This window comes from Psychrobacillus sp. Z3-81 (genome assembly GCF_056620325.1).
Genome location: NZ_JBWQPU010000001.1, coordinates 183,799 through 206,495, shown reverse-complemented (window position 1 = coordinate 206,495; position 22,697 = coordinate 183,799). Strand labels below are relative to the sequence as shown.

The 22,697-nt window shown below is 39.1% G+C and carries 26 protein-coding genes and 1 other annotated feature; of the genes, 2 read left to right on the top strand and 24 right to left on the bottom strand.

What is annotated here, in order from left to right; genetic code table 11:
• Positions 1-496 precede the first annotated feature (496 nt).
• Together secDF and AC1ECF_RS01015 are read right to left on the bottom strand one after the other, a co-directional pair.
• Positions 497-2,776, bottom strand: coding sequence for a protein translocase subunit SecDF (gene secDF / locus AC1ECF_RS01020; protein WP_480387524.1), 2,280 nt, complete (start codon positions 2,774-2,776; stop codon positions 497-499).
• Between the two features lie 134 nt (positions 2,777-2,910).
• On the bottom strand, positions 2,911-3,240 hold the full coding sequence (locus AC1ECF_RS01015; RefSeq protein WP_480387523.1) for a post-transcriptional regulator: 330 nt from the start codon (positions 3,238-3,240) through the stop codon (positions 2,911-2,913).
• A 90-nt stretch (positions 3,241-3,330) separates the two neighbouring features.
• Between AC1ECF_RS01015 and AC1ECF_RS01010 the strand changes: the two genes are divergently transcribed.
• A complete protein-coding gene (locus AC1ECF_RS01010) occupies positions 3,331-4,857 on the top strand; it encodes an oligosaccharide flippase family protein (protein ID WP_480387522.1) in 1,527 nt (508 codons plus the stop codon).
• On the opposite strand, the gene AC1ECF_RS01005 is transcribed toward AC1ECF_RS01010, so the two are convergent.
• The 8 genes from AC1ECF_RS01005 to AC1ECF_RS00970 all read right to left on the bottom strand — a co-directional run bounded on the left by AC1ECF_RS01005 (position 4,854) and on the right by AC1ECF_RS00970 (position 11,662).
• Entirely contained in the window at positions 4,854-5,492 is a 639-nt protein-coding gene (locus AC1ECF_RS01005) for a DUF421 domain-containing protein (RefSeq protein ID WP_480387521.1), read from the bottom strand. The two genes, AC1ECF_RS01010 and AC1ECF_RS01005, sit on opposite strands and share 4 nt — an antisense overlap.
• 74 nt (positions 5,493-5,566) lie before the next feature.
• Positions 5,567-5,827 (bottom strand): preprotein translocase subunit YajC, encoded by a 261-nt coding sequence (yajC, locus tag AC1ECF_RS01000; RefSeq protein WP_480387520.1) that lies wholly within the window; start codon positions 5,825-5,827, stop codon positions 5,567-5,569.
• A 45-nt stretch (positions 5,828-5,872) separates the two neighbouring features.
• Entirely contained in the window at positions 5,873-7,012 is a 1,140-nt protein-coding gene (gene tgt / locus AC1ECF_RS00995) for a tRNA guanosine(34) transglycosylase Tgt (protein ID WP_480387519.1), read from the bottom strand.
• Positions 7,013-8,053: a tRNA preQ1(34) S-adenosylmethionine ribosyltransferase-isomerase QueA gene (queA, locus tag AC1ECF_RS00990; protein WP_480387518.1), complete on the bottom strand. Its 1,041-nt coding sequence runs from the start codon at positions 8,051-8,053 to the stop codon at positions 7,013-7,015.
• 1 nt (position 8,054) lies between these two features.
• Positions 8,055-9,077: a Holliday junction branch migration DNA helicase RuvB gene (gene ruvB / locus AC1ECF_RS00985; RefSeq protein ID WP_480387517.1), complete on the bottom strand. Its 1,023-nt coding sequence runs from the start codon at positions 9,075-9,077 to the stop codon at positions 8,055-8,057.
• Positions 9,078-9,095: 18 nt separating this feature from the next.
• Positions 9,096-9,713: a Holliday junction branch migration protein RuvA gene (gene ruvA / locus AC1ECF_RS00980; RefSeq protein WP_480387516.1), complete on the bottom strand. Its 618-nt coding sequence runs from the start codon at positions 9,711-9,713 to the stop codon at positions 9,096-9,098.
• Positions 9,714-9,909: 196 nt separating this feature from the next.
• On the bottom strand, positions 9,910-10,758 hold the full coding sequence (locus tag AC1ECF_RS00975; RefSeq protein WP_480387515.1) for a phosphotransferase: 849 nt from the start codon (positions 10,756-10,758) through the stop codon (positions 9,910-9,912).
• A 13-nt stretch (positions 10,759-10,771) separates the two neighbouring features.
• Complete coding sequence (locus AC1ECF_RS00970) at positions 10,772-11,662, bottom strand: LysM peptidoglycan-binding domain-containing protein (protein ID WP_480387514.1); 891 nt, start codon at positions 11,660-11,662, stop codon at positions 10,772-10,774.
• 139 nt (positions 11,663-11,801) lie between these two features.
• On the opposite strand from AC1ECF_RS00970, the gene AC1ECF_RS00965 reads away from it, so the two are divergent.
• On the top strand, positions 11,802-12,329 hold the full coding sequence (locus AC1ECF_RS00965) for a 3H domain-containing protein (protein ID WP_480387513.1): 528 nt from the start codon (positions 11,802-11,804) through the stop codon (positions 12,327-12,329).
• Positions 12,330-12,515: 186 nt separating this feature from the next.
• On the opposite strand, the gene pheA is transcribed toward AC1ECF_RS00965, so the two are convergent.
• The 14 genes from pheA to AC1ECF_RS00895 form a co-directional block, all read right to left on the bottom strand.
• Positions 12,516-13,394, bottom strand: a complete 879-nt coding sequence (gene pheA, locus AC1ECF_RS00960) for a prephenate dehydratase (RefSeq protein WP_480387512.1) — start codon at positions 13,392-13,394, stop codon at positions 12,516-12,518.
• Between the two features lie 12 nt (positions 13,395-13,406).
• The gene (locus AC1ECF_RS00955; RefSeq protein ID WP_480387511.1) at positions 13,407-13,862 is read right to left on the bottom strand and encodes an ACT domain-containing protein; all 456 of its coding nucleotides are present in this window, start codon (positions 13,860-13,862) and stop codon (positions 13,407-13,409) included.
• A gap of 17 nt (positions 13,863-13,879) precedes the next feature.
• Positions 13,880-15,169 carry a GTPase ObgE gene (obgE, locus tag AC1ECF_RS00950; RefSeq protein WP_480387510.1) on the bottom strand — a complete coding sequence of 430 codons (1,290 nt, stop codon included), beginning with the start codon at positions 15,167-15,169 and terminating at the stop codon, positions 13,880-13,882.
• A gap of 5 nt (positions 15,170-15,174) precedes the next feature.
• A complete protein-coding gene (locus AC1ECF_RS00945; RefSeq protein WP_480387509.1) occupies positions 15,175-15,708 on the bottom strand; it encodes a Spo0B domain-containing protein in 534 nt (177 codons plus the stop codon).
• A gap of 183 nt (positions 15,709-15,891) precedes the next feature.
• Positions 15,892-16,182 (bottom strand): 50S ribosomal protein L27, encoded by a 291-nt coding sequence (gene rpmA / locus AC1ECF_RS00940; protein WP_480387508.1) that lies wholly within the window; start codon positions 16,180-16,182, stop codon positions 15,892-15,894.
• A 12-nt stretch (positions 16,183-16,194) separates the two neighbouring features.
• On the bottom strand, positions 16,195-16,530 hold the full coding sequence (locus AC1ECF_RS00935) for a ribosomal-processing cysteine protease Prp (RefSeq protein WP_480387507.1): 336 nt from the start codon (positions 16,528-16,530) through the stop codon (positions 16,195-16,197).
• Between the two features lies 1 nt (position 16,531).
• Complete coding sequence (gene rplU / locus AC1ECF_RS00930) at positions 16,532-16,840, bottom strand: 50S ribosomal protein L21 (protein ID WP_142643117.1); 309 nt, start codon at positions 16,838-16,840, stop codon at positions 16,532-16,534.
• A gap of 12 nt (positions 16,841-16,852) precedes the next feature.
• Positions 16,853-16,930, bottom strand: a sequence feature (ribosomal protein L21 leader region).
• Positions 16,931-16,982: 52 nt separating this feature from the next.
• Entirely contained in the window at positions 16,983-17,546 is a 564-nt protein-coding gene (locus tag AC1ECF_RS00925; protein ID WP_480387720.1) for a site-2 protease family protein, read from the bottom strand.
• 25 nt (positions 17,547-17,571) lie between these two features.
• Positions 17,572-18,117 carry a hypothetical protein gene (locus AC1ECF_RS00920; protein ID WP_480387506.1) on the bottom strand — a complete coding sequence of 182 codons (546 nt, stop codon included), beginning with the start codon at positions 18,115-18,117 and terminating at the stop codon, positions 17,572-17,574.
• A gap of 549 nt (positions 18,118-18,666) precedes the next feature.
• Positions 18,667-19,467, bottom strand: a complete 801-nt coding sequence (minD, locus tag AC1ECF_RS00915; RefSeq protein WP_480387505.1) for a septum site-determining protein MinD — start codon at positions 19,465-19,467, stop codon at positions 18,667-18,669.
• 1 nt (position 19,468) lies between these two features.
• Entirely contained in the window at positions 19,469-20,140 is a 672-nt protein-coding gene (gene minC / locus AC1ECF_RS00910) for a septum site-determining protein MinC (protein WP_480387504.1), read from the bottom strand.
• Positions 20,141-20,178: 38 nt separating this feature from the next.
• Positions 20,179-20,700, bottom strand: coding sequence for a rod shape-determining protein MreD (gene mreD / locus AC1ECF_RS00905; protein ID WP_480387503.1), 522 nt, complete (start codon positions 20,698-20,700; stop codon positions 20,179-20,181).
• Positions 20,697-21,599 (bottom strand): rod shape-determining protein MreC, encoded by a 903-nt coding sequence (gene mreC / locus AC1ECF_RS00900; protein WP_480387502.1) that lies wholly within the window; start codon positions 21,597-21,599, stop codon positions 20,697-20,699. The genes mreD and mreC overlap by 4 nt, the downstream gene beginning before the upstream one ends.
• A 17-nt stretch (positions 21,600-21,616) precedes the next feature.
• Positions 21,617-22,633 (bottom strand): rod shape-determining protein, encoded by a 1,017-nt coding sequence (locus AC1ECF_RS00895; protein WP_480387501.1) that lies wholly within the window; start codon positions 22,631-22,633, stop codon positions 21,617-21,619.
• Between the last annotated feature and the right edge of the window lie 64 nt (positions 22,634-22,697).

Here is a 22,697-nt window from a genome sequence, read left to right as displayed (position 1 = left end):
GAGGCCAACAGGATGTTGGTCAGGAAAACGTTGTCACAAGATGTGACGACCTTAGTTTTCCTTCCTTACCTTCACTCCTCTTAGTCTGGATCCTTCCCGCACGGGTGTTCCTTACGCTTTTCTTTCGTCGCAAATAACATTTGCTTTTCCCGCAGGAGTCTGCCACCCTCAATTCCAATCAACTCTCTATAACCAATGAGAATCCCAACATTTTTATATACATCTTCGGTCATATAGGTGTTTTATAGTGCACAAATCTACTTTTTATAGATTGTTCCTAGTCAGTTTTAAAAAAAGTGTAATCTTTTGCATTTATATAGATACCACCAACAAATATTGTAGAAATCGATTTATTTCACTATCATCGTAACCAGGCCTGCGGAATACATTAGCAATACAAGAATAAATATCTTGTACGAGCACCTTCACCTCCTCACATCCCGAATGCAAAATAAAAAACCTGAGCGCACCTAAGTGAACCCAGATTTTCTACTTATTAAACTACAGGCTCATCTGAACCCCATGTTTTTTCTTCTTTTTTCACATCAATTCCACCAGATTTACGTAGCTGTTTAACCTTTAGGTCATACCATAGCTGTGCACCGATGAATATAGATGAGTAAGTTCCTGCAATTAAGCCGATCAACAATGCAATAGAGAAATTGCGAATGCCTTCTGCACCAAATAGTAATAAAGCAACTACCACAAAGATGACTGTTAAAACAGTATTTACAGAGCGTCCTAACGTTTGACGTAGTGATTTATTCACAACCTCAGCAAGCTCAGCTTCGGATGTAATAACCTTACTTCGATGTAGATTTTCTCGTATACGGTCAAATGTAACAATCGTATCATTAATTGAGTAACCAACAATGGTTAGAACTGCTGCAATAAAGGTTATATCTACCTCTAGTCTCAAAATACTGAAGATGGCAACCATTAGGAAGGCATCATGCAGTAAGGATACGACGGATGCTAGTCCCATTCTCCACTCAAATCTAAATGCTACATAAATAACAATACCTATTGCAGCAAATAGCAATGCATACATTGCATTTTGAGCTAATTCACGACCAACTGTAGGAGAGACTGTATTTATACTTGGCTCAACACCAAATTCAGCCTTTAATTCTTCTTTTAAAGTATTGATTTCTTCTTGGCTAAAATCTTCTTTATATCGAACTACAGCGGTTTCGCTTTCATCTCCAGAGATAACAATATCTTCAGAAGGATGCCCGATACTTTCAATCTTTTCAGCAACAATACTTTGAGTTAAAGCTTGCTCAGATTGAATTTGGACACGTGTTCCTTGTGAAAAGTCAATCCCTAGATTTAGCTTGAATACACTTAGAATAATGATTCCAGCTACCGTTAAAACGATGGAAGCAATGTAGAAGATTTTTCTACTATGCACAAAATCGAAGCGATCGAATTTCGTTGTTAGGTCAAGTGTATCTACCTCGTCTTCAACTGGGTGCATCTTCTTCTTCGGTATACCAAACCAGCCAGGCTTGTTATCAAAGTATCCACTATTCACTAATAGACTTAGTAAAATACGAGATGCCCAAACTGCTGTAATAAATATTACCAAAATACTTATAATCAATAACGTAGCAAACCCTCTTACTGAGCTTGTACCAAAGTAGAAAAGAACAACCGCTGCAAGTAAGGTAGTAATATTTGCATCTAAAATTGCAGTGAAAGATGATTTAGCACCTGTATCAAAGGCTTTCTTCACTGACTTACCTACTCTAAGCTCTTCTCTTATTCTTTCATAGGTTAGGATATTCGCATCGACTGCCATACCTACCCCAAGAACAATCGCTGCAATACCAGGTAATGTTAGTACTCCGTTAATCCAATCAAAAATCAATAGAATCAAGTAAATATAAACACTTAAAGAGATAACTGCTACTACTCCAGGTAGGCGATAATAGAAAATCATAAAGATAAAGATTGCCGCTACCCCGATGATACTAGCTAATACGGTACTATCTAAAGCCTGTTCGCCAAACTGAGCTCCAACAGAAGTAGAATAAATTTCTGTTAATTTGACAGGTAATGCCCCTGCATTTAAAATTCCTGCTAAGCTTTTTGTTTCTTCTACTGTAAAGGAACCAGAAATTTCTACACTGTCTGAATTGATTGTTTGACTAACAGTTGGATTAGAGATAAATTTTTGTTCTTCTGGAGGTTTTACCACTTCTGCAGCGTAAGAATCTACACCTTCTTCAAAATCCAGCCAGATAATTAACACGTTGTCTGGAAATGGTCTTGATGAAATCTCGGAAGTAATTTGTCCAAACTTATTGGCATCCTTCAATTGGAGTGTTACAATTGGCTGACCGTTTTGGTTAAACTCCGCCTTTGCTCCACCCTCTTTTAAATCATTTCCATCTAACATAACGACATCGTTAGAATCTCGGAAAGTTAAGTTAGCTTGGGTAGACAGAAGCTCTCTAGCTGAGTTTTGGTCTTCTACTCCCGCCAGCTGAACTCGGATACGATTTCCATCCTCGATTTGTATACTAGGTTCGCTTACACCGATAGAATTGACCCTACTATTTAATGCTTCCGCAGTATCCGTTACAATATCGTCGGTAATTTCAGGGCTTTCTTCATTTAGTTGATCAACCTCGTATAAAACCTCAAAGCCTCCCTGCAAATCAAGTCCTAATTTAATATTGTTTAGAACTCCACCAACTGTCGGACTAATCGTTCCAGCAAACACTACGATGAGTAATAAAAACGCGACTATGCGTCCTCTAGTTTTCATATGTACTATTTCCTCCTATGATAACGCTAAAGACCTTTGTTCAAGGACAGTTAGTGTTGATAATACCTCTCTATTTTTCCATAAAGCAACAAGTTAATTATGAAACAGGAAAGGCTTACTGTCAAATGGCTATTCTATTCCTTTTCCTCTTCTGCTTCCGCTTTTTTAGGATTTAACAAAACCTGTAATTCCTCATGATTAATTTCTGCGAACCAATTTGATGACCTATAATTCTCAATCTGCTCAAAGGTCATGTATTCAGCAGGGGTTAAAGACATGATATCGTTCACGATTTGATGTAAAGAAATAGAACTAACCTCTTTTTTGCGCCATTTCTTGTGCACAAGATATTTCCATAGGTCCATTTCATTTACGGTGTCATACTGATAAACTTTAAACTCGTTCTTTTTACTTTCTAATGCTGGCAGTACGTGGGTATAAATATCATTGTGTAAGTTTTCCAAAATACCGCACCTCTTTATAGAATAATGTACTTAGCAATCTCATATTGTTATTGTAAACGAAGTTCCTGTATTTGAGAAGGAAGTGTTTATTTGTCAACTTTTTTAAGAGGCTCAATGGTTTTAATGGTTGCCATTTTTTTGTCCAAGTTCTTAGGTTTTATTTATCGTATGCAATTTGTTCGACTTACAGGGGAAGAAGCAGTTGGTATCTATAGTGCTGCCTATCCAGCATTTATCTTCTTCCTATCTATTATTCAACTAGGTATTCCAATTGCCATCGCTAAAATTATTGCTGAGCTTCGGACAAGGAATGCAGTAAACCAGTATTTTTCGGTTATTCGAACATCCATTATTGTAACCGTCATCACCCTGATTGTTTTTACACCAATTTTTATCTTGGTAACACCTCTCATCTCAAGCAGCCTACTTAAAAATGAAGCAATCACCATGACACTATATATATCTATTGCTATTATTCCAATCGCAGCTGCTGGAGGAATCTTAAAGGGCTTCTTTCAAGGGATTGCTCGACTAGAAGAAACCGCAATTGCTCAATTGATGGAACAGGTTGTAAGAATTGTATTAATCACTTTTGCTTTACCTTTCTTTTTGACCTCTTCTACGCCACAGGAAGCGGCTGCATATGCTATGCTCCTGGCATTAATTGCGGAAGCGGTTGCGTTTATTTATTTGAAATGGAAGTATGACAAGTGGAAAAAAAAGCAAACCCATACGAAACCAAGCAAATCCTATCCTCTAACCCCAATGATGTCTATTGCATTACCATCCTCAGGGAGTAAGCTTTTTGGATCTTTTACATGGTTTTTAGAACCAATTATTTTCATCAAGGCATTGGCCATAACTGGGATGACAGCTGTAGCAGCAACGACACTCTACGGAGTAATTTCAGGAGTACTTATCCCATTACTACTATTTCCGTCCTTCATTTCCGCAGCTCTCTCGATTGTGCTGATTCCAGCGGTAAGTGATGCCTATGCAAGGAATAATTTTGTGCTATTGAAGGAAAGAATTCATTTATCCTTAAAATTCTCCACGCTTACTGGGTGTTTCGCTGCGACTGTCTTTTATCTTCATGGCGGGGATCTAGTGTCTGCTCTTTTTCATGTAGAGAATGTTGACACTTACATGAGAATCTTAGCTCCAATCTTTTTCTTTTATTACATTCAAAGTCCGCTATTCTCAATCTTGCAGGCTTTAAATAGCTCAAACACTGCTTTTTTAAACTCTCTTTATGGTGGAATCGGCAAGCTGCTCCTATTATTTTTCTTAGCGTCTCAGCCAGCCATCCAAGAAAAAGGAGCAATCGTTGCGATTGGATTTGGAGTACTTATTACATCCTTCTTACATATCGCTTCCTTGAAGGAAAAAAAAGAAGCGCAAATCGGCTTCTCGTTTTTCGCTCTACCTTATGCTGTTTTCTTGCTTACGATCATTGGAAGACCCCTGCTTTATCAAATCGGACAACAGCCACTAATAATTGATTGCCTCATTACGCTAGTAATCTTAATAATCGGCCTCGCTCTTTTTGGTCAAATAAAACGCAAAGAACTTCGCATCATATTTAATATCGCAAAAACAACGAAAAATAAATTTTAATGCTCTAATTTCAACTGAATATACAACTCATCATTCTCATAGCTGCAGTAAAAAATATTTTCTACATTCTGCACAAGCTTTTTCTCTAGCTCTTCTCTAAGCCATTTTTCGCTCTTTCCAATAATTCTTAAATGGTTTTGCTGGATGTCCCCATCTAGGATTAAAGGGTAAACGTATTGCTCTTCCTCCTTCTTGAAGACGGAAAGATTTCCAGAAGGCTCTAAAAAAGCAGTTTCTACTGACTGAATGGATCCTACTTGCTGTTCTCTCAGCTGTTGCAGCAAGTCATCTAGATTATAACGTTGCTTTCTCATTTCCTTTTCCATGATGACGCCATTCTTTATAATCAGAGAAGCATTACTTTCCAGCAGGTCTCTAAATCTTTTGTATTTCATCGTCAGATAGGAAACTGATACTTGAATAATTAGTAGGATAACCATTGGAATAATTGCCTGGATGAAATCTGTTTCTGGGTCATCCAAAGAAAAGCTAGCTATTTCAGCAATTAATAGGAAAACTACCAAATCAAATATACTAAGCTCTCCAACCTCTCGCTTGCCCATTAGACGAAAGATGACTAATATTAACCAATATAATATAAAGGTTCTACCAATAATTATAAGTATATCCATCATAGGACTCACCTCTAGCATAGTGTTCCCAATGAAAAAGAACTTACTCATAAAGAGTAAGTTCTTTTTTTAGTTGCTTATTCAGTAATAACTCGTCCAATTGCGACACGCTCAAATTGCAAGCGAGTACCATCAGCAACAGTCACATACACCGTTGTATCGTCGATAGCATCTATTGTACCGTGTAGACCACCAACAGTGATTACTTTGTCTCCACGTTTTAAGCTATTTTGCATTTCTGCAGTTGCTTTTTGACGTTTTTGTGCTGGTCTAATAATAAAGAACCACATTACCGCAAACATAGCGATAATAGGCAACAATCCCACTAGTGTTTCCATGAATAATATTTCCCTCCTTTTTACTCTCTATACAGTATACAAGAATCAAAAGTTTTTTGCATTCGGTTTATTATAACCATACTCTTCAAAAAATTCTTCTTTAAAGTCTAATAAGCGGTCTTCTCGAATTGCTTGACGTACATTTTCCATTAATTTCATCAAGAAATGAAGGTTATGATACGATGCTAAGCGCAATCCGAATGTCTCATCTGCCTTAAATAAATGGCGTAAATAAGCACGTGAATAATTTTTACAAGTATAGCAATCACATTTCTCATCAATCGGACCAAAGTCACGAGCATAAGCTGCTCCCTTTATAACAAGACGTCCCTTATGTGTGAAGAAAGTGCCGTTTCGAGCAATACGAGTTGGTAGTACACAATCGAACATATCCACTCCACGTATAGAGCCATCTATTAAGGAGTCTGGTGACCCTACTCCCATTAGATATCGTGGCTTGTTTTCAGGCATTAACGGAGTAGTAAAATCAAGCACTCGATTCATGACATCCTTTGGCTCACCAACAGATAATCCTCCAATCGCGTATCCTGGAAAATCAAGAGAAATTAAATCACTTGCAGATTGTCTGCGAAGCTCCTCATACTCTCCCCCTTGAATAATTCCGAATAGCCCCTGTTTTTCCGTATTTGTATGAGCAGTCAAGCATCGCTCTGCCCATCGTGAGGTACGTTCTACTGATGCTTTCATGTATTCAAAGCTTGCTGGATAAGGTGGGCATTCATCAAATGCCATCATGATGTCCGAGCCCAATGCATTTTGGATTTCCATTGATTTTTCAGGACTTAAAAAGAGCTTGTCTCCATTTAAATGGTTACGAAAATGTACTCCCTCTTCTTCGATTCTACGCATATCACTTAAACTAAAGACCTGGAAGCCACCGGAATCTGTTAAGATTGCTCGATCCCAATTCATGAATTTATGAAGACCGCCAGCTTCTTTTATAATGTCGTGACCTGGGCGAAGCCATAGATGATAAGTGTTACTTAGTATAATCCCAGCCTTCATCTCTTTAATTTCCTCAGGAGCCATCGTTTTAACTGTTGCCTGTGTACCCACTGGCATAAATGTAGGCGTTTCAAAAGATCCATGTGGTGTATGCACAATCCCTAGACGCGCTCCAGTTTGCTTATCTTTTTTAATCAATTCATATGTTATAGCAGTCATTTAATAATTCCTTCCTTTTATAAACATTGCATCTCCAAAGCTAAAGAAACGATAACGTAAATTCACTGCTTCTTTATATGCATCTAAAATAAAACCTCTCGATGTTAGAGCACTAACCAGCATCACAAGCGTGGATTTAGGAAGATGGAAATTAGTAATCATCCCATCTATACAAGAAAATTCATAGCCAGGATAAATAAAAATAGACGTCCAGCCACTATCCTCTTGTAGTTCTCCATTAAACTTGCTAGCAACCGTTTCTAAAGTTCGTGTAGAGGTTGTCCCAACGGCTACAACCTTTCCACCGTTTTTCTTTACATTATTAATAAGGTCTGCCGTTTCTTTCGTTATACGATAGAATTCTGCATGCATTTCATGGTCATCTATAGAATCTACGCTTACTGGACGGAAGGTTCCTAGACCTACATGCAAGGTCACAAAAGCAAGCTTCACTCCCTTTGCCTGAATCTTTTCAAGCAGATCTTTTGTAAAATGAAGTCCCGCAGTTGGCGCTGCAGCGGATCCCTGCTCTTTGGCATATACCGTTTGATAACGATCCTTATTCTCGAGCTTTTCATGGATATAAGGAGGAAGTGGCATTTCTCCTAGCTTATCCAAAATTTCAAAAAACACACCGGAATATTCAAATCGAAGAATTCTCCCTCCGTGCTCCTTCACACCAATACATTCAGCAACGAGAAGACCTTCACCAAAAACAATTCTTGTGCCGATTTTTACTCGTTTTGCTGGTTTGACAAGCGTCTCCCATTCGTCTCCCTCTAGTTGGGTTAGCAACAATACCTCAATATTGGCACCAGTATCCTCCTTAACCCCCATCAAACGAGCAGGCATTACCTTCGTGTCATTTAGGACAAGGCAATCTCCCTCATGTAGCTCATCAATAATGGAAGCAAAAGTGGTATGGGACAGCTGGTTATTTGGGTAATCAGCCACAAGTAGTCGACTGCTTGTTCTATCCTGTAAAGGTGTTTGTGCTATTAATTCTTCTGGTAATTCAAAATCAAAATCTTCTACTCGCACATTAAGACCTTCCTTTTTTATTCATTTCATCTAACAATGGTATTCCTAAATGTTCGTATGCTAGTGGTGTCACAATCCTACCTCTAGGAGAACGTTGGATAAAGCCGATTTGAAGAAGATATGGCTCATACACATCCTCTATCGTGGTGGATTCTTCACCAATACTAGCAGCAATGGTATCTAGGCCTACTGGGCCGCCTCTAAATCTTTCAATCATCGAAATAAGCAGCTTATGGTCTATATGATCAATTCCCTTTGGGTCCACTTGAAGCAGTTCTAGAGCTTCGTTAGCAATCGGTAACGTTATATTCCCGTTTCCTCTTACCTGCGCATAGTCACGGACCCTCTTTAGTAGCCTGTTTGCAATACGCGGCGTCCCTCTAGACCGTCTGGCTATTTCACCTGCAGATTCGTAGTCGATGGATGCATTGAATAGCTCTGCACTTCTTTTTACTATAGAGGTTAATGCTTCCTCTTCATAATAATCCAGTCTCAGGAGGACACCAAATCTATCCCTTAGCGGAGCAGATAAAGAGCCGGCTCTCGTAGTAGCGCCAATTAGCGTAAAAGGTGGTAAATCCAATCGAACACTTCTAGCAGAAGGTCCTTTTCCTACCACAATATCTAAGCAAAAGTCCTCCATTGCAGGATATAAAACTTCTTCAATTGATCTGTTCAAGCGATGAATTTCATCTATAAATAATACATCACCAGGCTCCAGCGAGCTAAGAATAGCAGCTAAATCACCAGGCCGTTCTATTGCTGGACCACTAGTCATTCGAATTTGAACATTCATTTCATTTGCAATAACTGCAGCAAGTGTCGTCTTACCAAGACCAGGCGGGCCATATAATAGACAATGGTCTAGACTCTCACTTCTCATTCGTGCAGCTTCTATAAAAATGGCCAAGTTATGTTTAATTTTATCCTGTCCAATATATTGAGATAATAATTGAGGACGAAGCGACTGTTCAAAAGGCTCATCGTAATGAGAAGCCTCGCTTGATATAACCCTTTCTGACATACACAGTCCCTCCTCTCCTTATTTGCCGGAAAATAATAGCTGTAAGGCCTTTTTCATATATGCATCCGTAGTAGTTAAATCCTTGCTGTCTTTTAGGGTAGAGCGAATTTTAGAGAGCTCTCGCTCGGAATAGCCCAAGGCTGCAAGTGCAAGCATCGCTTCCTCTAGTTCATGATCGGACTCCTCTGAGAACAACGATGGCTCCACCTCTGTATAGTCTAATAATTCTATATCGATTAAGTCGTTTAGCTTTCCCTTTAAGTCAAGTATCATTTGACGAGCAGTCTTCTTTCCGACACCTGGAAATTTCACTAAAAAGGCTTCGTCTTCCCTCTCAATTGCTTGGATAACATGATTTGGTTCCCCACTCGCCAAAATAGCGAGAGCACCTTTAGGTCCAATTCCTGACACTAAGATTAACTTACGAAAAAGCTCTCTTTGTGGAAGTGTTGGAAAGCCCATTAACTGGTGTGCATCCTCTCTCACATGCAAATGGGTAAAAATCTGAATCACTTCTTCGCCTTTATGAAAAACAAAGGGGTTTGGGGTATATATTTGATAGCCGATCCCTTGCTGCTCTATTACCACATATTCTGGCGTCACTCTGGTGACCTGTCCTTTTATGTAATCATACATCTCAGTTTCTCCTCCATAATCTATCATTATTATAGCATATATACAAAGAAGGGACCTTCTGAAAAGTCATTTCCAGAGCCCCTTTGCTACAAGGATATTGCATTTCATGCGACATCTTAGGAATCTGCTACAAAACAAATATCAGCCAAAGAAAGAAGGGTGTTCCATAAGTATTCTACTTATGAGACACCCATTCTTATAATTTACTTAAATTATAGCACAGCTTTGGCCAATTTGTTATAGCCTTCGTTGTATAAGGAACCAGTTGCTCAATAAACTTGTATTTCCTTTCTTCTGGCAGCGCAAAAGCATATAGCCATTCTCTAAAAATCTCATTTGGATACATAATGGCTTCCTTATATTTTGCGATAACCTCTTCCAAGGAAGGAAATTCTTCGATTATCTTGTCGACTTGATAGTCCAAGTCAGGTAGCACTCGATGAATCCAAAGAATATTTTCTATTTCACGCGGACCAAGGACTGCAAGATCAAAATCAATAATCTTATAAGAAAAATCATTCGTCAAAAAGTTATGGTGTACAACGTCTCCATGCAGGAGTGTTTGCTTTGCACTATCGAATTGCTGGATATTGGCCAAGGCAATTTCTCCATACATAATAAGGGTCTGGGTTAACTGATACCCTAAATGGATTTCCAGAAACCCAGAAATACTTTTTACCCTCATAAGCCTTCCTTGCCATTTATTCACTAAATCAAAGGGCTGTAAGTACCCACTATCCTCCCAATTGATTATAGAAGAAGACTGATGGAGCCTATCTAAGATGTTATAGACTCCCATTCGATCCTCTACATTTTTATAATTAACGGAACGGGTACTTTTAAACCATGGCTGGATAATAAAATCATCTTGAGTAGAGGGGACGATTGGCAAAACAAAAGGATCCTCTAGCTGTTGAAGCTCATAATGAATGAAACGAATCTTTTCGGCTTGCTCTAATAAAGGATACTTTTTTACAGAATACACACCATTTTCATTCTTCCATTTCCATACATTCTTTTTTATCTGCTTCGTGTATGTTTTCACTTAAGTTAGATTCTTAATAAGGGTATGGGTTGTATGGATGAACGGGATAATGGGATGTATGGTGGCAGCCGCAGCCTTGATGGGCATGGAATTGTGGCATCGGTTGCATGTATGAATGGTTATATACAGGCTCTCCATACATCGGGTACTGCTGATGACCACAATGTCCACAAAAACCGTGTGGTGCATAATACATTGGTCCTGTAAACATTGGTTGTTCACATGACTCATAATGCTTATGATAAATAGCAGATGACGGTTCATCTAACATAGGCGCAACCATTTGCTCTTTCACTTCTTCCTTCGGCGGCTGAACATTATAAGTATAATTTTCCTCGAAGTTTACATGAATATCGATGCCAGTGGATTCATCTAGCTTCCAGCCTTTCGGGGAAGGCATTTTTTCCACTTCAGGTTTATGCATCATGTGGAATGGTATGATATATGGTTGAATCGGCTGTACCGGGGGTGCTTGATAGATCGGCTGATGGTGGATATGAATAGGTTGTGGTGCTGGCATTGGCGTTGGCATTGGTGTTGGCATTGGAATTGGTACAGGCTGGATTGGCTGTGCTTTTGGCTGTTCCTTCATCGGCTGAGCTTTTATTGGCTGCTCCTTGGAAGGTGTAGTAGCTGGTGCCGTATATTGCTTCGCTTTCGGTGGCAGAGAACCATAATGAGGTGCCGCCCCCATATCTTTTTTTACTGGACGCCCATCTGAATATGGGTGTCCCATGGATGTTTCATTCGTCTTCATGTCTGGAATAAAAATTTTCATTCCCGGTACAATATAATCTGGGTTTGCAAGATGTGCATTTAGCTTTTTTACTTCATCAAAAGAAACTCCATATTCTCTAGATATTTTCCACAATGTATCACCTTTTTTGACAATATGAACTTGCAAAGTCTTCCTCCCTTCGTTCTCCTTTACATTATGTCTATCGTTAAAATTTGGTCACAGATTTTCAAACATTGACCCATCCCTTCATGATAAACTTATGAATAACCATTATATCGTTATGCAAGTTTGGAGGACTTTTGTGATGAAAAAGTTAAAAGGGGAAGAAAGAAGAAGCTGGCTTTATACGTATCTAAAAGAACAATCACAGCCTGTCACCGGTGCAGAGCTAGCAAAATTAGCGAATGTTAGTAGACAGGTAATCGTGAATGATATTACCCTCTTAAAGGCCACAAACCACCCTATCGTGGCAACTAGCCAAGGGTATATCTTACTGCCAAGCCAGGAAAATAATTACGTACAACGGAAGGTAGCATGTACTCACCAGCCCCACGAAACAGAGGACGAGCTTTTCACGCTGGTTGATGAGGGTGTAACCGTAGAAAAAGTAATGATTGAGCATCCTGTTTACGGAGAAATAACTTCTCCCATCATGGTTTCCAATCGACAGGATGTCGAATTGTTTTTAAAGAAAATAAAAGAGACGGAGGCAGCCTTTCTGTTAGAGTTAACCTCTGGCATCCATCTACATCTTTTATCTGCTCCATCCGAGGCAATCCTAGAAAGAGGAATAGACGCTATCCGAAAAAAAGGCTATTTGCTTGAGGACTAGAGTAGGAGTGATTTGACAGTGTATCTCTGTCTTCCACTTAAACACCAGTGATTCTTGCAAACGAACAAATCGATTCATTAGAAAAGGTCTTCAGGAGACGGCTCGTTACTACTGAAAAGGTAGCTAGTATAGTATAAGCCATGCGATAGTCCAAATTATAAATAAAAAGGGGGTCCCATAAGCTTACTACTCATGGGGCACCCCTTTATTTGTTTCATATGTATAATAGGATCCTAACGATTTAACCTCGCATCCTAACGCCTTCAACTCTTCTAGCGCTCCCACCATCATTGGCTTTTCTTCATCCTCAAGCACATCTATTATGAAAAAATATTGACCCAGCCCTGTCTTTAAAGGTCTAGATTCAATTTTACTCAGGTTCAGCTGTCTCCAAGCAAATACAGATAATACTTGATGAAGGGCTCCTGATCGATCATCCTTCGGAAGGTTAATCATTACCGTCGTTTTTATTTGTCCCGTATGTCCGGGAGTCACTACTTTATCCTTGCTCTTAGAAAGAACAAAAAAACGAGTATGATTAAAATGAAAATCGTGTATGTTCGGCTGTACGATAGTCAATCCATACTCCGTTGCTGCTGAAGCATTACCTATTGCAGCAATACAAAGCTCTTCATTTTCCGAAACATATTTCGCTGCAGCTGCAGTGGAGGAAGACTGCTCCAATGGAACCTTACCGAATCGATTATATAAATATTTGTGACACTGAGCCAAAGCGTGTGGATGAGAATATATCTGTGTAATTTGCTCCCATCTATCCTTGTTTTTTAGATGCACCATTAAGTGCTGCTCAATAGGAGCTAAAATTTCTGCAATCACCGATACTTCCACTTCATGAAACAAATAGTCGATGGTCAATGGGACTGTACCTTCTAATGCATTTTCTAGTGGCACCACTGCTATATCAACAGTTCCGTTACTAACAGACTCAATACATTCTGGAATTGTTCTCATAGGAATTAGCTCTTCTTGTTGAAATAAAAACTTAGAGGCTAGATGTGTAAAGGAAGCCTCTGGTCCTAAGTATGAAACTTGTTGAGTAGACAAAATACCCTCTCCTTAAATAGCTCCTGAGCTGATTACTTCTGCAGACTCCACAAAATCCAAACGCTTCATTTCGCTCATGAATTCATCTAGCTCTTTGTTCATGGCTGTGACATCTAATGATAACGTAACACTTGCCCTACCCTGGATCGGTATCGTCTGATGAATCGTTAAAACATTGCAAGCTGATTCTGCAACCAAGGAGAGGAGCCTTGCAAGCGTTCCCTCTCTATCCTCAAGCTGCAAAAATACAGTTAAGATTTTTTCTTGAACAATCGAATGGAACGGAAAAACCGCATCACGATATTTATAAAAGGCACTTCGAGACAAGTCTACCTGCTTTACCGCGTCCCATATCGAGGATACCCTCCCTGATTGTAGCAATTGCTTAGCATCAAGTGTTTTTTGCATTGCTTCGGTTAGCACGTCTTCTCTCACTAGAAAAAAACGTTGACTCGTAACATCCTTCATCCGGCTCTCCTCTTTCCTTATTCGATAAATTCAAATTCAAATTGTAGCAGGCGTACAGTGTCTCCATCCTTCGCACCTCTTGCACGTAAAGCATCATCTACTCCCATGCCGCGAAGCTGTCTAGAGAATCTTCTAATAGAGTCTTCTCTGCTAAAGTCAGTCATTTTAAATAAACGTTCTACTGATCCACCAGAAAGCACATATGCACCGTCATCGTCTCTTGTGATGACAAAATCATCTTTTTCCGCTTCATGCTTATACATAACTGCGGTTTGTGACTCTTCCTCTGTTACATGCTCTAGCGGGAATTCAGGTGCTGCCTCTAGCTCGTCTGCAATGGCAAAAAGAAGCTCATTTAGTCCCTGACGAGATATCGCAGAAATAGGGAATATTTTAAGATCAGAAGATACCTTCTTCTTAAATTCCGCTAAGTTTTCTTCCGCCTCCGGCATGTCCATTTTGTTTGCAACGATTAGCTGAGGTCTTTCAGTCAATCGAAGATTATATTGCTTTAGCTCTTCGTTGATTGTTACATAGTCCTCGTATGGGTCTCTGCCCTCCATACCAGACATATCAATCACATGCACAATAACTCTTGTACGTTCTATATGACGTAAGAATTGATGACCAAGCCCTACACCTTGGTGTGCACCTTCTATTAACCCTGGAAGGTCTGCCATAACAAAGCTTCGGTGATCCTCTGTTTCCACCATTCCTAGATTAGGAACAATCGTGGTAAAGTGGTAAGAGGCAATTTTCGGTTTAGCTGCAGAAACTACAGACAACAAAGTAGATTTCCCTACACTTGGGAACCCAACTAGCCCTACATCTGCCAGTACTTTAAGCTCAAGTGTAACGTTTAGCTCTGCACCAGGCTCCCCTTTTTCAGACAGCTCAGGCGCTGGGTTCGCAGGTGTAGCAAATCGTGAATTTCCTCGTCCGCCGCGTCCACCTTTTGCAATTACAGCCTTTTGACCATGTTCTACAAGGTCTGCGATAACTTGTCCTGTTTCTTCGTTAATAACTACCGTGCCAGGTGGAACCTTTACTACTAAGTCATCAGCATTTGCACCATGCATGTTTTTACTAGATCCATGAACACCACGATCTGCTTTAAAATGGCGCTTATAACGGAAGTCCATTAGTGTACGAAGACCTTCATCTACAACAAAGACTACATCTCCGCCTTTTCCTCCATCTCCACCAGCTGGTCCACCCATGGGTACATATTTTTCACGACGGAAACCAACCATTCCATCTCCGCCGTCTCCACCCTTCACATAAATCTTCACGTGATCGACAAACATTTACTTCACTCCAATCTTTCTTTTGCAATAATGTTAAATTGCAAACGTCCTTCTTTATTTTGTATATATTCAATCGATGCAAACTGCGTTGATGGTGAAAACCAATCATAGGAGCTCCATTCTCCTATCATTTCTACCTGAATACGCAGGCTCTCTTCTATAAATATAGAAACAGTTAATTTTTGCTCTTGATATCCAGTCAAATGAGGATAAATAGACTGTACAAATTGCTCTAGTATCTCATAAATCTCCTGATCGTCTTCTGTCGTTGCCTTAAAATCTCTTAAAGAGGTTTCCACTTCGACAGTAATAAGATTAAACCTGATAGGAAATGTTTGCAGCCATTCATTTGTCAGGAACAAACCGATATTATTAATATCAAAGAATTGGGAGCATTTTTGTGCATAACTCCGGATTAAACTTTTGGCTTCCTCCTGTTTTCCCATATCAATATTTAATTGAATTAAATGCATATTATTCAAAAAATCATGCATGGAATGACGAAGTACTTTATTGATTGTAATAGTTTTATCAGTCATATTATTATACACACTCCACCGTTTGCTATCCTCTAATAAGTATAACAGGTAAGCGAACATTTTGCTTTACTGCAATATATACTTTTTCCTATTTATTCATTTATCCTTCACTCATTGGGTATTGCTGCAAAACTTTTCCACAAAAAAAGGACTGCATAAATGCAGTCCTTTTGAATTCGCAAATTAAGCTTCTTGAGCTACAGGATATACACTTACTTTTTTCTTGTCACGGCCATAACGCTCAAAGCGTACTACGCCATCAACTTTAGCGAAAAGTGTGTCATCTCCACCACGTCCAACGTTTTCACCTGGATGAATTTTAGTTCCGCGTTGACGGTATAAAATGGATCCACCAGAAACGAATTGTCCATCAGCACGTTTAGCGCCAAGACGTTTGGATTGTGAGTCACGACCGTTTTTAGTCGAACCTACTCCTTTTTTCGAAGCGAAAAACTGAAGATCTAATCTTAACATATGTTCCACCTCCTACTTTTTGAAGGTAATTTTTATATACTTCCCATAATCCTGCTCAATCGTTTGTAAAGAGACAATCATAGATTCTAAAATTAACTGTATGTTTGCAGCTTTTTCAGAGTCTTCAATACTAGGCACTTCAACGTATAAATACCCTCCGTCACCCTTTTGCTTAATGATAGGAGTGATACCAGTCAATGCTATAACAGCATTTACAGCACCAAATGACACAGCAGATGCACCAGCACAAACTAAATCTTTCCCATGTTCAGCAAAGTCAGCATGTCCTTTCATTTCAAAAGAATGAATAAGACCTGATTGATCTCTTGTCACTGTCACTTTAATCATCTTATAAACTAATAGATTCTACTACTAATTTAGTGTATGGTTGACGGTGACCTTGCTTTTTACGATAGTTCTTTTTCGCTTTGTATTTGAAAACGATGATTTTTTTAGCTTTGCCGTTTTTCACAACTTTCGCTGTTACTTTTGCACCTTCCACGAATGGAGCGCCTACTTTTACATCATCTCCACCTACGAATAAAACTTTATCAAAAGTAACAACTTCATCAGCATTTACATCTAATTTTTCAATGTAGATTTCTTGCCCTTGTTCTACTTTGATTTGTTTACCACCAGTTTCAATAATTGCGTACATACCTGCACCTCCTCTTAGACTAAGACTCGCCTTCTTAAAGGTGATTCGTTACCGAATACTTAAACCTTTTCAGAGCGGTTGTAGCAACGGGTGCTGCTACAAACAATAACATTAAAATATTACCACACTTAACTAATGAGAGTCAAGTGCTTTTCGTCAATCTATCAAAAGCTAGCTTATATCTTCTATAACGCCAAAAATTCAAGTTCTGAAGTAAGATATAAAAAAACAAAATGCTAAGAAAAAGAGCCTTTGGGAAGTGAAATAAACTCACGTAAAAGAGCAAAAAACTAACCAATATAGAAAAGCTAATAATTTCAATATACCAGGCTGGAAAAAGGGCAGAAAGAAGTCTCCCACCATCAAGTGGATAAATGGGAAGTAAGTTTATCGTAAGAATTGCCAGCTGGGTATAGGTAATGAGCTCAGATTGTGGAAAGGAGGCCCAAAGGCTAATAAGCAAAATGAGAACAGTAAAAAAGGGACCTCCTAGTATCACAATCAACTGGTCCCCTTTCTTCCATTTGGAAAATTGTTCAATTTGAATTTCCCCGCCATAAGGAAGGATGGTACACTTTCTCACCTTACCCCCTACCAGTTTAGCTCCAAATAAGTGTCCAAGCTCATGGAAGATTAGAGAGCCAAAGATTATTGCATAGAATGCAATCTCTCCTTCTAAAAGGAAAAAAAGTAGAAAAGGAATCATGATCGGGTGTATACGAAAAAACTGCTTACTCATAATTAGCCGTTAACCATTGCACGATATCGTTTGTTTCCAATATCTCTCCATCCTTCTCTACCTGCATATATAGGACATTGTCTTTTACAGAGGCAAAGAGCTCTCCTGCATTTACAGTCGTATATGGCAGCTGATAAAACTCATCCACAAAGCCATAAGTAACCGTCTCTCCCGAGTCGTATAAAACTGAAAGTGTTTTACCAGTTTTCTTTGTATAGCCCGTGTAAATAATCAGTCCATCATTCGTAGCCCCAATTTCCATATATGACTCCAAAGAGAGGATTGCTCCTTTATCAAACGGTTGGATCGTCGTATATTCAATTGCAGGAATATCCAGAACAGGCCCACTTACACTGACCAAATCCTCCTCCGGTGCTACCCATGATTTTACTTTTGCATACATTTCAGAAGGCTTCTGAGGAGCCATAAGCATAGTAGTATAATCGCTAGATAGCGTATCATTGCTTTCAAGCTTGTACCATGTAATAAAGAAAATGACGAAGATGATCGCTAGAAACCATTTCTTTTTTGATAGCATATAACATTCCCCCTAAGAAAAATGTATGATACTACTTGCAGTTCTATGTCCAAAAAAAGCTCACGAAAAAGTTTTTAGGTAGTTTCAGTCTTCTTGGATAGATAGTTATTGTTGGGATAAAGCGAATGAAAGGACTCTTATAAAGTCTGATTGTTTTTTTAGTTTGCATCTTCGGTTCTCCGCTGCGTCGGACGCTTGGCAACCAACTTTTTCTTATATGTCATCCCCACCTTGTGGCGAAGAACCATAAATTTTGTAATATGAATCCCAAGAAGGATATTCCCCACCAAGAAAGCATTGATTTGTGAGACCGAACAAACAATTTTTATTTACTTTTATTAACAATTGCTATGCGTTAGTGATAGTTTTTTATGTATTGGTCTTTAAACAATTTTTAATCACTGTGTTAGATAGGGCTAACAAAAACGCTTCCCATAGCCTTATCAATTCCAGTTTCTTAGACAAAATCTCAAGATCCCAGCAAAAAAAAAAAAAAAAAATAGTAGCACAAACCACGGTCTTGGTTGTGCTACTAATGTTATGTTTATATTATTTAGAGAAAATAGATTTGATTTTTGATATAACTCCCTTTTTAGGGGTATCCATGGACATTAATGGTACGGATTCTCCTAAAATACGTCTTGCTATATTCCGGTAGCCTAATGCAGCTCGGTTGGTTGGATCCATCACTACAGGCTCTCCTTTATTAGACGAAGAAATGACATTTTCATCGTCCGCCACAATACCTAGCAAGTCAATGGAGAGATGAGTAGTAATCTCATTAATATCTAATGCGTCGCCCTTTAACATAAGGTGCTGACGAATACGATTGATAATAAGTTTTGGTGGATCAATTGCTTCCTCTTGCTCCAGTAAGCCAATAATTCTATCCGCGTCTCGAACGGCTGATATCTCCGGAGTCGTAACGACGATTGCCTTATCTGCTCCAGCAATGGCATTTTTATATCCTTGCTCAATTCCAGCAGGACAATCGATCAGCACATAGTCATAATCGCGCTTAAGCTCTGTCACAAGATTCTTCATCTGCTCAGGTGTGACTGCGTTTTTATCCGTCGTTTGAGCAGCCGGCAACAAGTAAAGTTTGTCCTCAAAGCGCTTATCCTTTACAAGCGCTTGATGAATCTTACAGCGACCTTCTACTACATCTACCAAATCATAAATAATTCTATTTTCCAGGCCAAGCACAACATCAAGATTTCGTAAGCCGATATCGGTATCCATCAAGCACACTTTTTTGCCTTGTAAAGCCAATGCAGTACCAAGGTTAGCAGTGGTAGTCGTCTTACCGACTCCTCCTTTTCCTGAGGTTATAACAATTGCTTCTCCCACATTAGCTTCCTCCTTTAAATGATGATAGATTTGGTCTTATTAATCTAAGTTCCTGCAAACGATCTATTGCGATAGATCCATTTGTATGTAAGTAAGCACATTCCATTTCTGGTTGTTCAGACAAAACACTTAGCTCATCTGTCATCGTTTCTATGACATTATCAATAATAAGATGTGTCGCCTCTAGCCAGGATGCTGCAATGACAGCCTCTCTATTACCATTAGAGCCAGCATGAGCAATCCCTTTTAATCTACCCAGGACAAATACGTTTCCGCCAGCGACAACTCTGCCATTTGGATTTACATCACCAATGACCACAAGATCGCCTTCTGCAGTAACGACTTGTCCTGACCTTACAATTCCTACATATGTTTCTGATTGATTTTCCAACAGCTTTCGGTTACATTCCTCGACGGTCATTACCTCGCTTTGAATTTTCGATACTCGAAGGTGTTCCGTCTTTTGCACACAATTAATAATTTCTTTTTTCTGTTCATCGTTGCAATATCGATAACCTAGCTGTAAAAGTACTTCGGCCTGTCCTTCAAAACCATCATCAGAAACTTTTTTCGTTAGTTCTTCTAAAAGCTCTGCATATGAACACTGATCGTCTAAACGTAATACAAGGCCTTCTTTCGTTCCTTTAATCGATATTAACTGCTTTTTTGTCAATCAAGTCACCTCAGATCCACCATTTAACGACTAGCATGCTAGGAAAGCGATGCTTTTTGATTAAAACGGTATAGAAGAAGATATTTAAACGCCCACCCAAACATTAGGATAAACACTAAATTGGCGATCATAGTAGGGATGAGATGATAGCTCGAAAAGCTTGCTAATGTCATTACCTTAATACCAATAAATGTATAGAAGAAAAATAACAATGTCTCTACAGCTGCTACTAACAAAAGTGCCAAGATAGTTGCTACCAACAAATGCTGGTGGATGAATTTAATAATAAAACTAGCAACTAAACACATTAACGGGTAAATAAAAGAATATAATCCAATAATATCAATGAAAAAGACATCATACAAGAGTCCAAAAAACAAACCGTACAACATTGCACGTTTTCTATCATAATAAATCGAGACAAATATTAAGTAGATAATCAAAAACCTGGGAACTAGCGTATATGTCTCTCCATTAAGCTCGATGGGAGAAAAAAGCCCAAAAATCGGTTCCATATAAAATAATAGAACCGAAATGATGACAATGACATATCTAATCATGATTCATCCCCTGCGCCTTCTCCTAAGTCAGCTTCTGTGTTTCCTCCATCTGCTCCATCCACCGAATGAATAGTGCGTTTCGCAACAATTACATGATCTAAAGAAGAAAAACTTGCTGCTGGCTTAATATAAGCGAGCTTTGTAAGGCCGTAATCATCTGTAGTCACCTCGGTAACCTCTCCAATTAGGATGCCCTTTGGAAAGATTCCTCCTAATCCAGAAGTAATAACCTTTTGGCCTTTTTTAACTTCATAATCTGAATCGATTCGCTTCATAATTAATTCTCTTCTTGTTTGATCATATCCTTCAATCAAACCAAACACTTCCTCTGAATCAGTAATTACAGCTGAAACACGATAATTTGGATTCTGAGTAGACATTAGCTGCACGGTCGCACTATAAGGTGTAGTCAATGTAACCTTGCCTATCAAACCTTTTGCAGTCATAACTGCCATGTTCTGTTCCACACCGTGTATTTCCCCACGGTCAATAATTATCTTTTCTTCCCACTGATCAGGGTTTCTTGCGATGACCGTAGCCTGAATAGACTCATAATCTCTTATGTCATCCTCTTTCTCTACGATATCCTTCAGTTTTTCATTTTCTTGCTTCAGGTCATTTACCTTCGCTTGAAGAGATGCATAATCCTCCAACCTTGCTTTTAACTTTGTATTTTCCTCATATGTATGAAGCAGAGACTCTACATCGTTAAAAATACCAGTAACATATTGAGTCGGCTTGGAAAACATAGATTGTCCAAAGCCGACTACGTCTTTAATTAATTGTTCAGGCAAAGATGCATGATTTCGGTCTCGCAAAGAAAAGCCGATGAGTGCCACAAGAAAAATCATCCCTACAAGTAGCAAGATTAATCGCTTATTTGAAAAAAATTGTGGCATAGCTCGCTTTCTCCCTACTATTTAGATTGTTGGCGTTTTAATAATGACATATGATCCAACGCCTTACCAGTCCCGATAGCCACACAGTCAAGTGGATTCTCAGCAATGAAAACTGGCATATTTGTTTGATCACTAATAACCTTGTCTAAATTTCTAAGCAGTGCTCCACCGCCAGTAAGCATGATTCCACGCTCCATCACGTCAGCAGAAAGCTCAGGCGGAGTTTGCTCCAAAGTTTTCTTCACGCCATCAATGATTGCTGCAATAGACTCCTTTAGCGCATTCGCGATTTCTTTAGAAGAAATATCAATAGTTTTCGGTAAACCAGTCACTAAATCGCGACCACGTATATCCATCATTTCTTCCTTATCAGTCACTCGAGCAGATCCAATTTCCATCTTGATCGCTTCTGCCGTTCTTTCCCCAATAGTTAGGTTGTACGTTTTGCGAACATAGCTTGTAATCGCCATATCCATCGCATCTCCACCTACTCGTACAGATTCACTCGTTACAACGCCACCAAGAGAGATGACAGCAACCTCGGTTGTCCCTCCACCAATATCAACGACCATACTACCGGTAGGTTCCCAAACTGGTAAATTCGCACCGATAGCAGCAGCAAAAGGCTCTTCAATTGTCAGCGCTTCTCTAGCTCCCGCTTGCTTTGCTGCATCAATTACAGCACGCTGTTCCACAGAAGTGATTCCAAACGGTACACAAATCATGACATTCGGCTTACTCCAAGACATACCTGATGCTTTCATGGCATTCTTCAAATAGTACTCAATCATGGCAGAGGTTGTGTCGAAATCTGCAATTACGCCATCCTTCATTGGACGAATTGCGACAATAGAGCCTGGTGTACGACCTATCATATTTTTCGCATCGTTTCCGACAGCTACAATATCACCATTTTGAACATTCTTCGCTACAACCGAAGGCTCTCTTAGCACAATACCTTTTCCTTTAATGAAAACAAGCGTATTTGCTGTTCCTAAATCTATACCTACATCTCTTGATCCAAATCCAAACACAATTTTTACTCCCTTTCTTCCAATACAAATATCAACTACTGTCTCAGTAATACCATTCATTATA